Annotated in this window: 15 protein-coding genes, 1 tRNA gene and 1 riboswitch; of the genes, 5 read left to right on the top strand and 11 right to left on the bottom strand. The window is 67.8% G+C overall.

Features of this window, described 5'->3' with window-relative positions; genetic code table 11:
• Window positions 1-49: 49 nt before the first annotated feature.
• The 4 genes from MVF96_RS05385 to MVF96_RS05370 all read right to left on the bottom strand — a co-directional run bounded on the left by MVF96_RS05385 (window position 50) and on the right by MVF96_RS05370 (window position 1,816).
• Window positions 50-508, bottom strand: coding sequence for a VOC family protein (locus MVF96_RS05385; RefSeq protein ID WP_247451578.1), 459 nt, complete (start codon window positions 506-508; stop codon window positions 50-52).
• Window positions 505-981, bottom strand: coding sequence for a helix-turn-helix domain-containing protein (locus tag MVF96_RS05380; protein WP_247451577.1), 477 nt, complete (start codon window positions 979-981; stop codon window positions 505-507). Before MVF96_RS05380 ends, MVF96_RS05385 begins: the two co-directional genes overlap by 4 nt.
• A gap of 21 nt (window positions 982-1,002) precedes the next feature.
• Window positions 1,003-1,275, bottom strand: a complete 273-nt coding sequence (locus MVF96_RS05375; protein WP_065629257.1) for an excalibur calcium-binding domain-containing protein — start codon at window positions 1,273-1,275, stop codon at window positions 1,003-1,005.
• A gap of 151 nt (window positions 1,276-1,426) precedes the next feature.
• The gene (locus MVF96_RS05370; protein WP_247451576.1) at window positions 1,427-1,816 is read right to left on the bottom strand and encodes a hypothetical protein; all 390 of its coding nucleotides are present in this window, start codon (window positions 1,814-1,816) and stop codon (window positions 1,427-1,429) included.
• Window positions 1,817-1,942: 126 nt separating this feature from the next.
• On the opposite strand from MVF96_RS05370, the gene MVF96_RS05365 reads away from it, so the two are divergent.
• Complete coding sequence (locus tag MVF96_RS05365; RefSeq protein ID WP_159370207.1) at window positions 1,943-2,827, top strand: alpha/beta fold hydrolase; 885 nt, start codon at window positions 1,943-1,945, stop codon at window positions 2,825-2,827.
• A 2-nt stretch (window positions 2,828-2,829) separates the two neighbouring features.
• On the opposite strand, the gene MVF96_RS05360 is transcribed toward MVF96_RS05365, so the two are convergent.
• Window positions 2,830-3,783, bottom strand: coding sequence for an L-lactate dehydrogenase (locus MVF96_RS05360; protein ID WP_078113046.1), 954 nt, complete (start codon window positions 3,781-3,783; stop codon window positions 2,830-2,832).
• A 150-nt stretch (window positions 3,784-3,933) separates the two neighbouring features.
• A riboswitch (cobalamin riboswitch) is annotated at window positions 3,934-4,111 on the top strand.
• 47 nt (window positions 4,112-4,158) lie between these two features.
• On the opposite strand from MVF96_RS05360, the gene MVF96_RS05355 reads away from it, so the two are divergent.
• The 4 genes from MVF96_RS05355 to MVF96_RS05340 all read left to right on the top strand — a co-directional run bounded on the left by MVF96_RS05355 (window position 4,159) and on the right by MVF96_RS05340 (window position 9,131).
• Window positions 4,159-5,238, top strand: a complete 1,080-nt coding sequence (locus MVF96_RS05355; protein ID WP_068971794.1) for a FecCD family ABC transporter permease — start codon at window positions 4,159-4,161, stop codon at window positions 5,236-5,238.
• Window positions 5,239-5,261: 23 nt separating this feature from the next.
• On the top strand, window positions 5,262-6,068 hold the full coding sequence (locus tag MVF96_RS05350) for an ABC transporter ATP-binding protein (RefSeq protein ID WP_159371835.1): 807 nt from the start codon (window positions 5,262-5,264) through the stop codon (window positions 6,066-6,068).
• A gap of 53 nt (window positions 6,069-6,121) precedes the next feature.
• The gene (locus MVF96_RS05345; protein WP_238995024.1) at window positions 6,122-7,159 is read left to right on the top strand and encodes an ABC transporter substrate-binding protein; all 1,038 of its coding nucleotides are present in this window, start codon (window positions 6,122-6,124) and stop codon (window positions 7,157-7,159) included.
• Window positions 7,160-7,364: 205 nt separating this feature from the next.
• The gene (locus MVF96_RS05340; protein ID WP_247451575.1) at window positions 7,365-9,131 is read left to right on the top strand and encodes an HNH endonuclease signature motif containing protein; all 1,767 of its coding nucleotides are present in this window, start codon (window positions 7,365-7,367) and stop codon (window positions 9,129-9,131) included.
• A 72-nt stretch (window positions 9,132-9,203) separates the two neighbouring features.
• Here the strand turns inward: MVF96_RS05340 and rplA are convergent, their stop codons facing one another.
• The 6 genes from rplA to MVF96_RS05310 form a co-directional block, all read right to left on the bottom strand.
• Window positions 9,204-9,920 carry a 50S ribosomal protein L1 gene (rplA, locus tag MVF96_RS05335; protein WP_159370204.1) on the bottom strand — a complete coding sequence of 239 codons (717 nt, stop codon included), beginning with the start codon at window positions 9,918-9,920 and terminating at the stop codon, window positions 9,204-9,206.
• Between the two features lie 82 nt (window positions 9,921-10,002).
• On the bottom strand, window positions 10,003-10,437 hold the full coding sequence (gene rplK, locus MVF96_RS05330; RefSeq protein WP_004021736.1) for a 50S ribosomal protein L11: 435 nt from the start codon (window positions 10,435-10,437) through the stop codon (window positions 10,003-10,005).
• A 75-nt stretch (window positions 10,438-10,512) separates the two neighbouring features.
• Window positions 10,513-11,406 (bottom strand): transcription termination/antitermination protein NusG, encoded by an 894-nt coding sequence (gene nusG / locus MVF96_RS05325; RefSeq protein ID WP_247451574.1) that lies wholly within the window; start codon window positions 11,404-11,406, stop codon window positions 10,513-10,515.
• A gap of 70 nt (window positions 11,407-11,476) precedes the next feature.
• A complete protein-coding gene (secE, locus tag MVF96_RS05320) occupies window positions 11,477-11,950 on the bottom strand; it encodes a preprotein translocase subunit SecE (protein WP_247451573.1) in 474 nt (157 codons plus the stop codon).
• Between the two features lie 39 nt (window positions 11,951-11,989).
• Window positions 11,990-12,062 (bottom strand) — tRNA-Trp (locus MVF96_RS05315).
• Between the two features lie 246 nt (window positions 12,063-12,308).
• Window positions 12,309-13,406 carry a fused (3R)-hydroxyacyl-ACP dehydratase subunits HadA/HadB gene (locus tag MVF96_RS05310; RefSeq protein ID WP_065629247.1) on the bottom strand — a complete coding sequence of 366 codons (1,098 nt, stop codon included), beginning with the start codon at window positions 13,404-13,406 and terminating at the stop codon, window positions 12,309-12,311.
• Window positions 13,407-13,427: the final 21 nt, after the last annotated feature.

The raw sequence follows: 13,427 nt of genomic DNA, 5'->3' as shown, positions 1-13,427 counted from the left end.
GGCACGAATCTAACGCCTACGTGGCCGCCGGGATGTTCGGCGGACCACCTCACTCGTCCGGCGCCCAGCGGCCGATGTCGTCGGCTCCGATCGGCCGGTCGGCGGCGGTGCGTTGGGTCATTCGCAACGCATTGCCGAACGGGTCCCGGAACGCACAGTCGGTGCCGTAGGGCTGGTCTTCGGGGTCCTGGGTGAACTCGACGCCGCGCGCGACGAGCGCCGCGTGGGTGCCGCGACAATCGTCGGTCGACAGGATCGTCACCGGCATCGCCCCCTGCGTCACGAGGTCGCGGATCTTCGCGGCGGTCTCGTCGGAAAGCGCGGGCGGCCCGGGCTTCTCGAGCAGGATGAGCCGGTCGGGTTGACCGGGCGGCGCGATCGTCAACCACCGCATGAAACCCATGTCGACGTCGGTGTCGACCGTGAAACCGAGTGTGCCGACGTAGAAGTCGAGTGCGACGTCCTGATCGAGGACGTAGACGGAATGGATACCGATGCCGTTGATCATGCGCCCGACGATACGACCGGCGGCCCGGTCGGCGCTTCTCCGAAATCGCTCACTTCGGCCGCTCGCGGGACCCCGGTGGCAGCATCGCTCGGCCTGGTCCACCGGCGCACGAAGCAACCGGGAACGGGAATCGGAGCGACACGCTGCCGGTAGGCCGTGGGACTGGAGCCGACGAGTCGGCTGAACGTCCGGCCGAACGTGCCAGGACTGTCGTAGCCGACCAGCAACGCGACGTCGAGCACCGGGACGTCGGTGGTCCGAAGGAGGGCACAGGCTCGCTCGATGCGCCGACGCTGCAGGTAGCGGTGCGGCGTCTCCCCGAACACGGCCCGGAACCGGCGGATGAAGTGCGACGGCGACATCAGCGCGATGCGGGCGAGCGTTGCGATGTCGAGGTCGTCGGCGTAGGAGAGGTCGATGGCGTCGCGCGCACGGAGCAACCGGCGGTTCTCGTCCTCGACCTGGGTGAACACGTCACCCAGTGTGACGCACGCTCAGTGCTTCTCGCAGGCGATGCCGTCCCCGTCGCGGTCGCTCTCGGAGTTCGCCTCGTACAGTTCGTCGTCGACGGTGAACGTCGTGACCGGCGTACCCGACGTCGAGTCGACGGCGCCGGTCTTGCCGACACCGTGCGGGTAGTCGCCGCGCAGTTCGGTGCAATTGGCGTAGTCGGTTGCCGCCGCGGCGGGTGCCGCCACCATCAGCGGAGCTACCGTCATCGACGCCGCGGCCAGAAATCCGAGAACCATCTTTCGCGAGCAACGCATCGTGCTTGACCTTCTTCGTAGTGTCCCCCGACACCTCAATTGTGACGAAGTGACACTACGGGTTCCGGCCGGCGAAAAGCGCATGCGACGCGAAGATTGGTCCGGCCGACGGACACGCCATCGGCCGGACCCGGGATCGGAAGGCGCGGGGTCAGCGACGCGGCTGTTCCTTCAGCAGCGCACTGCCGAGCGGGACGCCCCAGCTGTACATCGTGCCGACATATCCGTTCTTGGTGCGCCGAAACTCCGTACGCGCGAACCACTGCATCACCGGGTCCGCAGTGTGCGCCACGACGCCGCCGTGTGGCGTCTGCTGGATCTGCTGACGCTGCAGATTCCACGGCCCGATCCCGTAGTAGTCGGTGTACATGCCGTTGCCGATGACCCGCGCATTCGACTCCGGCATCGGAACGAATCCGTAGATGAGTTGCTGCTGTTTGTAGTTGCCCGGCTTGATCTTGGCGTCGGAATCACCCGCGCCCACGGCCAATCCGAATACTGCTGTTCCGGCGATCAACGCCCCCGCTATCAATCTCTTCACGACGGCAGACGCTAGCAGCGTCGACGTCGGGTTCCATCTCGCTTTTCACAGCCTGCCACGAGCCTGCCATTCGACAACGCGTATTGGTACAGTCCGGCCAGGCAACCACCGACAGCGGGGGAAACGATGATCAGGAACGACGTCGAGTTCGATTCGTCCGGGACGACATGCCGGGCCTGGTGGTACCTGCCCGAGGGAACCACTCCGGCGCCGGTCATCGTGATGGCGCACGGGCTCGGTGCGGTCCGGCGGATGCGCCTGGACGCGTTCGCCGAGCGCTTCACCGCCGCGGGATACTCGTGCCTGGTGTTCGACTACCGCCACTTCGGCGCCAGCGACGGCGAACCGCGACAGCTGCTGTCCATTCGCCGCCAACTCGACGACTGGGCCGCGGCAATCGCCTTCGCCCGAACACTCAGCGGTGTCGACACCTCACGGATAGTGCTGTGGGGCACCTCCTTCGGCGGCGGGCACGCCCTCGTCGCGGGCGAACGCGACGGCCGGGTGGCCGCGGTGATCTCCCAGTGCCCCTTCACCAGTGGAATAGCCTCCACCGCTGCCCTGGGAGTGGCGTCCGGGGCAAAGGTGACCGTGCGCGCGCTCGCGGATCTGGCGGGTTCGGCGCTGGGCCGTCCGCCGGTCACCGTCGGCCTCGCCGGTGCGTCCGGCTCGGCCGCCCTGATGACGGCACCCGACGCGGTGTCGGGATACCTGCCGCTGGTGCCCGACGACCTGGAGTTCATCAACGAGGTCGCCGCGCGGGCCGGTCTCGCCATCCCGCTGCACACGCCTGGTCGGGCATTGCGAAAGCTCACCTGTCCCACGCTCGTGTGCATCTGCGACGAGGACACCGTGGCGCCGGCCGGACCGACTGCCCGGTACGCCCGCCGCGCCCCGGCAGCGCGAGTGATTCGTTATCCGGCAGGACATTTCGACATCTACGTCGGCGCCGACTTCGAGCGGGTGGTCGCCGATCAGCTCGAGTTCCTGCGCGGGACCGTCCCCGTGTGACGTCAGAACCCGAACCGCGCCTGCATCCCGCGCAGCGTTTCCGCCGATGCCAGCAGACCCGCCCGCTCGGAGTCCGACAGCGGGACATCGAGCCGGGTCTGGGCACCACCGCGGTCGACGACGGTCGGCAACGAGAGGCACACGCCGTCGAGCCCCTCGATGCCGTCCGCCCGCGTCGACACCGGCAGCACCCGGTGTTCGTTGTTCAGGATCGCCTCGACGATGCGCGTCGAGGCCAGACCGATCGCGTAGTTCGTCGCCCCCTTGCCCTCGATGATGGTGTACGCGGCATGTACGACCTCGTGGTGAATACGTTCGCGCGCAACGGCGTCCATCGCCGGACGGCCGGGCAGCGGCGTCCACGAGGTGAGCGGCACGCCCCCGATCGACGCCGAACTCCACAGCGGGATCTCACTGTCGCCGTGTTCGCCGACGATGTAGGAGTGCACGCTCTGCACCGCGACCCCGCAGTGCTGCGCGATCAGGAATCGCAGCCGGGACGAGTCCAGCACCGTGCCCGAGCCGAAGACCTGGTGCGGTGACAGCCCGCTGATCTCCTGGGCGGCGTAGGTGACGATGTCGACGGGATTGGTGACCATCACATAGATCGCGTTCGGCGCCACCGCCAGCACCCCGGGGAGGATGGCGCGTGTCAGACCGATTGTCGCCTCGGCCAATTCGAGGCGCGACTGCCCGGGCTTCTGCTTCGCGCCGGCGGTGAACACGACGACGTCGGCGTCCGCACACACCGACACGTCGTCGGATCCGATGATGTCCGCGCGGGGCACGAACTCGAGGCCATGCGACATGTCGAGCACCTCGGCGGTCACCTTGGCAGCGTTGATGTCGAGGAGGGCGATGGTCCGTGCGACACCTCGGATGAGGGACGAGTAGGCGATCGCGGTGCCCACCGCACCCGCCCCGATGATGGCCAGCTTCGTGTCTCGTACGTCCATCGGTTCACCATTTCCGCGTCGGGATCGTCGATCGTCGGCCCCCAGCGTAGGTGCTCGCGTGTCGGCTGTCCGGGCACCGATGTCGCGCATCGTTGCGCCCAGAACCACGAACTGCGACATCTGACTCAGGTGTAGCGAATCGTTGTTGGTATGTTCAGCCCCGAGAACGGTCACACCCGCACACGTGGGTGTCAGGGAACCCGGTGTGAATCCGGGACTGGCGCGCAACGGTATGGGAGACGGATTCGGCGCGGACACCGGGGCGACCCGGGAAGGCGCCGGCGCCACGATCCCGAGTCCGATTACCGGCCGTTCTCGCTCGAGTCCATCGTGTATCTCGCGCACAGATACCCAGACCGATAGGCAGTACCACCCGTGTCCCGTCGTACCGACGGCACGACCGAGAGCGCGACCGCCCCGTCGGTCCGGCGACTCCCGTCGACGCCGCTAGCCGCAGTACTGTTCGTCCTCACCCTCCTCAGCATCGCCCTGGCCACCGCTTTCGGCGCGGAGACCATCCCCGTCGGCGACGTGTGGCACACCGTCGTCGGCCGGATGACCGGGGCCGAGCTCGACTCCGCGCACGCCGTCATCATCTGGGATCTCCGGTTGCCCCGGTCCGTGCTGGCCGCGCTGGTCGGAGCCGGGCTGGCGCTGGCCGGCGCACTCATGCAGGCCCTGGTCCGCAACCCGCTGGCCGAGCCGTATCTGCTGGGTGTGTCCGCCGGCGCGGCGGTCGGGGCCACCGCGGTGATGACCCTCGGCGTGCTCGCGGGACTGGGCGTCTGGGCGCTGTCCGGCGGGGCGCTACTCGGCGCGCTGGCCGCCACCGTCACGGTGTACCTGGTGGCCCGCGCCCAGGGCGGGCTGACCGCGCTGCGACTCATCCTGTCCGGGGTGGTGTTGTCCTCGGCGTTCATGGCGTTGTCGTCGCTGCTGGTGTTCACCGCCGCCGACCCGCACGCCGCCGACAACGTGATGTTCTGGATGCTCGGCAGCGTCGCGGGCGCCACCTGGGCGAAAGTGCAGATCGCCGGGGTGGTCGTGCTGGCCACCGTCGTGGCCATGCTCGCCATCCACTCCTGGCTCGATGCCTACGCGGCCGGCACCGACACCGCGACGTCGCTGGGCGTGCCGGTACGCGCGATGCGCAACGCGCTGTTCGGTGTCCAGGGTCTCCTGGTCGGCGTACTCGTCGCGGTGGCGGGCGGCATCGGCTTCGTCGGTCTGATCGTCCCGCACGCGGCGCGACTCCTGGTCGGCGCCACCCACCGCGCGATGTTGCCGGTGGCGGTCTGCGGCGGTGCGCTCTTCCTGGTGTGGGTCGACGTGATCTCGCGGGTGGCGGCCGCACCGCGCGAGATGCCGCTGGGCATCGTGACCGGACTGATCGGGGCACCGATCTTCCTGTTCCTCATGGGACGACGCCAGTACGTGTTCGGGGGTGGCTCGTGACCGACCCCGCCCGCGCATCGTCGATGTCGTTGCGCGCGATTGCGCTTGCGTGCCGTCGCGGTGGCCGCGTCGTACTGCGGGATGTCGATCTCGCGGTCCCCGCCGGCACCCGACTGGCCATCGTCGGGCCCAACGGTTCCGGCAAGACCACCCTGCTGCGCACGCTGTGCGGTCTCGAACGCCCGGCCGCCGGCACCGTCGAGGTGAACGGAGACGACCTCCACCGCATCCCCTCGCGACGCCGCGCCATGTCGATGGCGGTGGTCGGCCAGGAGGAACAGCCCTCCGCGGAGCTGACGGTCGGCGAGGCGGTCGGCCTCGGCCGGACCCCGTACCGGTCGGCCTGGTCCACCGGGAGTTCCGACGACAAGACGGTGGTCGATCGCGCGTTGATCCAGGTCGGGCTCGACGGCTGGGGCACCCGCTCGTGCACCCAGCTGTCCGGCGGCGAACGGCACCGCGTCGTCCTCGCCCGCGCGCTCGCTCAGCAGACCCCGATCCTGGTGCTCGACGAACCCACCAATCACCTGGACGCCGCCTGGCGACTACGACTGATGGAGATCCTCGACGAACTCGACGCCACCGTGGTCGCGGCGATGCACGACCTCGACCTGGTGTTGCGTCACTTCGACTCCGTCGCAGTGGTTTCCGACGGCGGAGTCATCGTGCACGGACCACCCGTCGAGGTGCTGACGCCGGCTCTGCTGGCCGACGTCTTCGAGGTGTCCGGCACCGTCGTCGACCATCCATCGACGGGCCTGCCCCATCTGCTCCTGAACACTCCCACCACCACACCCGCCCCCAGCGCTCTGACGAAAGACATCCCGTGAGAGGACATCCTTTGACCATACGTACGTCCCGAGTCCACCCGACCGTCGCCATCGTGGCGGCGACACTGATCCTGGGAACTGCCACCGCCTGCGGAACCGACAGCACCGCAGCGTCGGAAAGCACTGTCACCGTATCCAATTGCGGAGCCGACGTCGCCTTCCCGCAACCCCTCGACCGGTTGTTCGTCAACGACGGCGGCATGATTGCGATCGCACTCGCCGCCGGTGCCCGTGACAACATGGTGGCGGTCAGCGCGCTCGCCCGGGACAAGGACATCCTGCGGCTCGAGTACGGACCCCAGGTCGACACCCTGAACGAGGTCGCGACCGAACGTCCCACCCTCGAGAACATCGTCGCGGCGAAACCCCAAGTGCTGTATGCCGGATACAACTACGGCATGAGCGAATCGCGCGGGATCACACCCGAGATCCTCGCCGGACACGGCATCGACGTGTACCAGTTGTCCGAGGCGTGCCGGCAGACCGAGGGCGAGGCGCAGCGCGGCACAATGGACCCGTGGGTCGCGCTCGACACCGATCTGCGCAACATCGGCACCCTCACCGGCAATCCCGAGCAGGGCGCCGCCGCGGCCGACGAGGTGGCCGACCGCCTCGAGAAGCTGCGCGCCGCACCACAACCCGCCGCGAAACCAACGGTCTTCGTCTTCGACAGCGTCTCGGACACCATCTTCTCCTCCGGATCCTTCGGCGGCCCGCAGGGCATCATCGACGCCGCGGGCGCGCGCAACGCGACCGAGGACATCGAGGACACCTGGACCGCCGTGAGCTGGGAACGCCTCACCACCGCGGACCCCGACGTCATCGTGTTCGTCGACTATCCCGGCCAGTCGGTCGACGAGAAGATCGCCGCCCTGCGTTCTAATCCGGCGAGCCGGAACCTGAAGGCCGTGCGCGAGAACCGCTTCGTGAACCTGCCGTACGCGATGTGGGTGTCGAGCCCACTCAACATCGACGCCGCCGAGATCATGCGCGGCGTTCTCGAGAGCCACGGCCTCGCACCGGAATCCGGTATCACCCCGTCCCTGGATGTCGCGCAATTGGACCTCGGGGGCAACAACTGGCTGGAGTGAGTCGCGGGACGCCCCGTTGAACACGTGGGGCCGCGGCGATCGTCATGCCGCCGCCCCACGGAGTAGTCGGTGGACCCCCTACCACGAGGCACCGACAAGTTACCGGCTCCGAATAGCGTTGCACAACATCAGTTTTGGCTTGCAACGCGCTCGCAACGGTGTACACTCGAACGTACATTCGCGGCAACGGTTCTCGGGGGTGACCATGTCTGACGAACAAGCGGCGCGGCGACCGCGCGCCCTCGAGTTGGTGGCCGACCTGCACCGCATCCTCGGTGAGTTGCAGACCGTGGACCTGTCGCCGTGTACCGATGCCGAACTCGCCGACGTGGCCGCGGAGACCGAGCGCGCGATCGCGCGTCTGACCGTCGCCGGAGACCGGCAGATCGATCAGGTCGAGGCCCGCGACCTACCCCGCAAGGCCGGCTGCCGCACCCTCATGCAGTACATGACCCACCGGCTACGAGTCTCGAACCCGATGCGCCGCCGTAAGCAGATGGACGCCACCGCCCACCGGACCAGCCTCGGCGGCGAGGTCCTCCCACCCGAATACCCCTGCCTCGCCGAAGCTTTCGCACAAGGCACAGTCGGCACCGCCCACGTACAAGCCACCCTCGACGTCCTCGACCGCATCCCCGGCACCATCGACCACGATGTACAGGTCGCCGCTGAGCGGCAGATGGCCGAGATCGCCGAAGCCCACACGCCTGCCGAGATCACCCAGCTCGGCTCGCGGCTGCTCGCCCACCTCGATCCCGACGGCACACTGGCCGACGACACCGACCAGAAACGACGCCGCGGCCTGTGGATCGGTCGGCAACGCGCCGATGGCACCGCCAAGATCTCCGGCACCCTGACCCCCGCACTCGCCGCCCGACTGACCATGATGTTCGCCGTGTGGGGCAAACCCGGACTCAACAACCCCGACGACCCCGCCTCGCCCCAAGGCCCGGCCGGTGCCGCCGACCCCGACGCCCTGACCGCCGCAGCCGACCGCGACCAACGCACCCTCGCCCAGACCAATCACGACGCCCTCGATGCCGCACTCGCCGCAGGCTTCGCCGACGGAACACTCGGCACCTCGCACCGAGGGCTACCCGTGCAACTGATCATCAAAGCCGACCTCAACGACCTCATCCGCGAAGCCGGACTCGCCACCACCGCCACCGGCACCCTGCTGCCCATCCGGGACCTGATCACGATGGCCGCCGACATGCAACCCTGGCTCGCGATCTTCAAAGACGCCACCACCGTCCCCCTGCACTTCGGACGGGGCAAACGCCTGGCCACCCGCGAACAACGCCTCGTCTCCTTCGCCCGTCCCGACGGGGAAGTGTGTTCGGCACCCGGGTGCGATCAACCCGCCACCCACGTCGAGCTTCATCACGCCGAACGAGACTGGGCCAAGGGCGGTCTCACCGACATCGACGACCTCGCCCCGGCCTGTCCCCGTCACAACCGCATGGTCGGCGACCAACCCGGCCAATACACCACCCGCATCGCCCGATCCGGCCCCGACGAAGGCCGCTGTCTGTGGCGGTTGAACGCCGAACCCGGCGCACCGCCCAACCCCGAACACATCAACCGCCGACCCGACATACCCCGGCGGTTCGCACACCACCTGAACACCGTGCGCAACGAGATCCACGGGCCGGCCACCCGAGGGTTTCGCAGGCTCGGTCGCCAGACCCTTCGTGACGCACCCTCCGCAAGCTCCGGGCACTCCTCAGGGAGCAGCGGGCCCGGCGATGAGTCACGCCCAACCCTTCGTGACGCGCCCTCCGCAAGCTCCGGGCGCTCCTCAGGGAGCAGCGGGCGCCCCGATGCCGTCGGCTACGGCGACCGCGGCCTCCGTCTCGAACTCGCTCATCGCGAACTGGTCCATCCGCGAACACCGCCGGAGCACCTCACCACCCAACGACTGACCCCGGTCGAAGAAGCGCTCGCACGCATACTCACCGACCACGCGTGATTGCACACAACACGAGGGGCCCGGCATCGGAATGCCGGGCCCCTCGTGGGTGTCAGTGCGCCTGATGCGGGATCAGGCCTGCGGTGCCTCCGCGAAGTTGCGGGTGACCGCCGGGTCGACCGGGATGCCCGGGCCCGTCGTCGTGGAGACGGTGACCTTCTTGATGTAGCGGCCCTTGGCGGCCGACGGCTTGGCGCGCATGATCTCGTCGTAGGCAGCGCCGTAGTTCTCGGCCAGCTTGGCCGGGTCGAACGAAGCCTTGCCGATGACGAAGTGCAGGTTCGCAGCCTTGTCGACGCGGAAGTTGATCTTGCCGCCCTTGATGTCGTTGACAGCCTTGGTGACATCGGTGGTCACGGTGCCCGTCTTCGGGTTCGGCATCAGGCCGCGGGGTCCGAGGACACGCGCGATACGGCCGACCTTGGCCATCTGATCCGGGGTGGCGATCGCGGCGTCGAAGTCCAGCCAACCGCCCTGGATGCGCTCGATCAGATCCTCGGCGCCGACCTCGTCGGCACCGGCGGCGGTGGCCTCAGCGGCCTTGTCGCCGGCGGCGAACACGATCACGCGGGCAGTCTTACCGGTGCCGTGCGGCAGATTGACGGTGCCTCGAACCATCTGGTCTGCCTTACGGGGGTCGACGCCCAGCCGCATCGCGACCTCGACGGTCGCGTCGGTGTTCTTCGACGACGTGTCCTTCGCCAGCTCCACAGCCTCCAGCGGGCTGTACAGCTTGGTCTTGTCGACCTTCTCGGCCGCGGCCGCGTAGGCCTTGCTCTTCTTGCTCATTGCTCTGTTCCTTCTCCGCCGTCAGTCGGCGGGGTGTGTGGTGCGGGCCGAGCCGGCCCTCCCACGGTGATGATGAGGTCTTTCAGCCTTCGACGGTGATGCCCATGGACCGAGCAGTACCGGCGATGATCTTCGCGGCCTGGTCGATGTCATTGGCGTTCAGGTCTTCGGCCTTGGTCTTGGCAATCTCACGGACCTGGTCCATGCTCACCTTGCCGACCTTGTTGGTGTGGGGCTCGCCGGAGCCCTTCTGCAGGCCGGCGGCCTTCAGCAGGAGCTTCGCGGCCGGCGGTGTCTTCAACTTGAAGTCGAAGGAGCGATCTTCGTACACGAAGATCTCGACCGGGATGACGTTGCCGCGCTGCGACTCGGTCGCCGCGTTGTACGCCTTGCAGAACTCCATGATGTTCACGCCGTGCTGACCAAGCGCCGGACCCACGGGCGGGGCCGGGTTGGCCTGGCCTGCCGAGATCTGGAGCTTGATGATCCCGGCGAGCTTCTTCTTCTTGGGAGGCATCTTCTGTTCCTTGCTTGTTTCCTTGCGAATTCACGCCCGCTGGAGACGTGAAAGTTCTGGGTTGGTGGTCCGGCCCTAGATCTTCTCGACCTGGTTGAACCCGAGCTCGACCGGTGTCTCGCGACCGAAGATCGACACGAGGACCTTGACCTTGCGCTGCTCGGCGTTGACCTCGCTGATCGACGCGGGCAGCGTGGCGAACGGGCCGTCCATGACGGTGACCGACTCGCCGACCTCGAAGTCGACCTCGATGACGTTCGACGCGGCGGCAGCTGCGGCCTCGACGCCCTCGGCAGCGGCACCGCGCGACGCGGCGGGCTTCTTGGCCTCGGTCCGCGGCATCAGGAACTGCAGCACCTCGTTGAGCGAGAGCGGCGACGGCTTGCTGGTCATCCCGACGAAACCGGTGACACCCGGCGTGTTGCGCACGGCGCCCCACGACTCGTCGTTGAGCTCCATGCGGACGAGGATGTAGCCCGGCAGCACCTTGCGATTGACCTTCTTGGGCTGGCCGTTCTTGATCTCGGTGACCTCTTCGGTCGGCACCTCGACCTGGAAGATGTAGTCGCCGACGTCGAGGTTCTGCACGCGGGTCTCGAGGTTGGCCTTGACCTTGTTCTCGTAACCGGCGTAGCTGTGGATCACGTACCAGTCGCCGGGCGCGCGCCGGAGCTGCTTGCGCAGTTCCTCGACCGGATCGACCTCGGCCTCTTCCACCGGGACCTCGTCGGCGGCGGCCTCGTCGACCGGGACCTCGTCGGCGGCGGCCTCGTCGACCGGGACCTCGTCGGCATCCTCGGAGACGGTGTCCTCGGCGGGGGCCTCGTCACCCTCGATGACCGCGTCGTCGGCGACCGCGTCACCCTCGGTGTCCACCGCGTCGGTCACGGCCGCGTCGACAGCGTCGACGTCGGCAGCAGCCACGTCGACGGAATCGGTCGAGGCGAGTTCGTTCTCCGGGGTGCTCACTGCAGCCCACGCTCCTTATGGTTCATCTGGCGGTCGTGTTCCTCGTCGCCGGCCGAGCCCACCGCGTGGGTCAGCCGAACAACCAGAGCACGCCCTTGGCGAAGGCGAGGTCGAGGCCGGCAATGAACGCGGTCATCACGATGACGAACACGAGCACGACGATCGTGTAGGTGATCATCTCGCGCCGCGTAGGCCAGATGACCTTCTTCAGCTCGGCGACGACCTGCGTCAGGAAGACCCAGATCCGTACGAACGGATTCCGGCTCTCCTCGGCAGACGCCTTCTTCTTGGTCTTGCGTTCCTTGACGGCGACGGACCCCGTGTCGGAGTCAGTGTCACCGTCGGTTGCACCCGCCGCCGAGCGACGTCCGCGAGCCGAGCGCTTACCGGACGGACGCAGCTCCTTCGCGGTTGCGGTCGACGTGTCGTCGTCCGTACCCGCGTCGGTGGCCTCGTCGCGACCGTCGAGCTCAGCCGCGGCCGAATCGGCCGCAGAACCCTCTGCGGCGTCTTTGGCGCGGGCGGCCCGGTCTCGCTTGCTCAACTTCGCGGTCCTCTCGTCAGCGTGTGCCCTTCACCAGGGCAGGGGCGACAGGACTTGAACCTGCAACCTGCGGTTTTGGAGACCGCTGCTCTGCCAATTGAGCTACGCCCCTTTGCGACGCCCGCCACCGGAGTGGTCGGCGTTGCCGTCCTTCTCGATCCGGCCTCACGGCCCGTCGACGTTTCGTCGCCGACAAAACCAACGCGCCACCCTATGGGTAGCGCGCAAGTCTGAATCAATCAGACACTTCAGTGTAGATCACCGGGGCGGTGGACCCAAAACGGGCTCGCCTCCGCTCCCCCGACGACCGTACACGCCACCCGTCCGTGAGCCGCCCGAACGGCTCGCGACCGGTCGATCAGTTGAACTGGATGACGGCCTGCGCGCGTCCGAAGATGCGGCGATCGCCCTGCTTGGCGGTGATCGCGATGGTCCCGCGGCGGGTCGCAGGATCGAGCGACTTCACCTTGCCGGTGAAGTCGACGGCCGCGCTGTCGTCGGCCGGGACGTACACCGGGCTGGTGAAGCGCACGTTGTACTCGCAGAAGGCCGCCGGGTCGCCGATGAACTCGGAGACGAAGCTCGCGCCGAGCCCCATCGTCTGCATACCGTGCGCGACGACGTCGTCCATGCCGGCCGCGTTCACGACGTGGTCGGAGAAGTGGATCGGGTTGGGGTCGCCGGCCACGCCCGCATAGTTCGCGAGATTGCCGCGCGTCAGCAGGTACCGCTTGGGCGTGAGCTCCTGACCCACCGTGAGCGTGTCGAAATCGACGGCACCGAAGGCGCCAGGCGACTGCGTCGGGTCGGGGAGGTCGTAGCGACCCGCCTTCGGCTCGACGGTGTGCCCGGATTCGCCGATGGCGTCGACCTTGATCATCACGTGGTCGAGGGAGGCCTCGAGTTCCGGGTCGACGTCCATGCCGGGACGCGCGGCCAGGGAGGTCCACGTGGTCATGACCGGCTCGTCGTGCTGGTTCCAGATGACGTTCTTGGTGACCATCAGGTCGATCATCTCGGGACTGCTCACGTGCCGGAACGACTCGAGCGAGACGTCGCAGATCAGGCGGTCCCCGACCTTCATCGGCTGGTGGTAGACCAGCCGCTGGTCGGTCTGCATGATCTGCCACATGTCGTAGCCGGTGACGACGTCTTCGAAGAGCTTGCGCTGGGCGATGATCCCGAGCACCGACACATAGGTCGGCGCGGCGATCAGGCGGTCGTGACCGAAGGCCCGGGCGCCCTCCTCGCTCCAGTGGGTCGGGTGCGCATCCTGCACCGCCATCGCGTGCTTACGGATCTCCTCGCGGCCGATCTCGTAATAATCGTCGACCGTGTAATGGAAGCCGACAAGGCTCTGGGTGTGGGCGGCGATCTCGTCGGGGGTCGGCTTCGCGCCACCGTTCGACGCCTCGTCCGGACGATCCTGGATCTCGGCTCCGCTTACCTGTGACATTGAGCTCTACTCCTTCGGCCG

Source organism: Gordonia hongkongensis (assembly GCF_023078355.1).
Taxonomy (GTDB): domain Bacteria; phylum Actinomycetota; class Actinomycetes; order Mycobacteriales; family Mycobacteriaceae; genus Gordonia; species Gordonia hongkongensis.
Note: the sequence above shows the minus strand (reverse complement) of the source record. Positions and strands in the feature narration are given on the sequence as shown.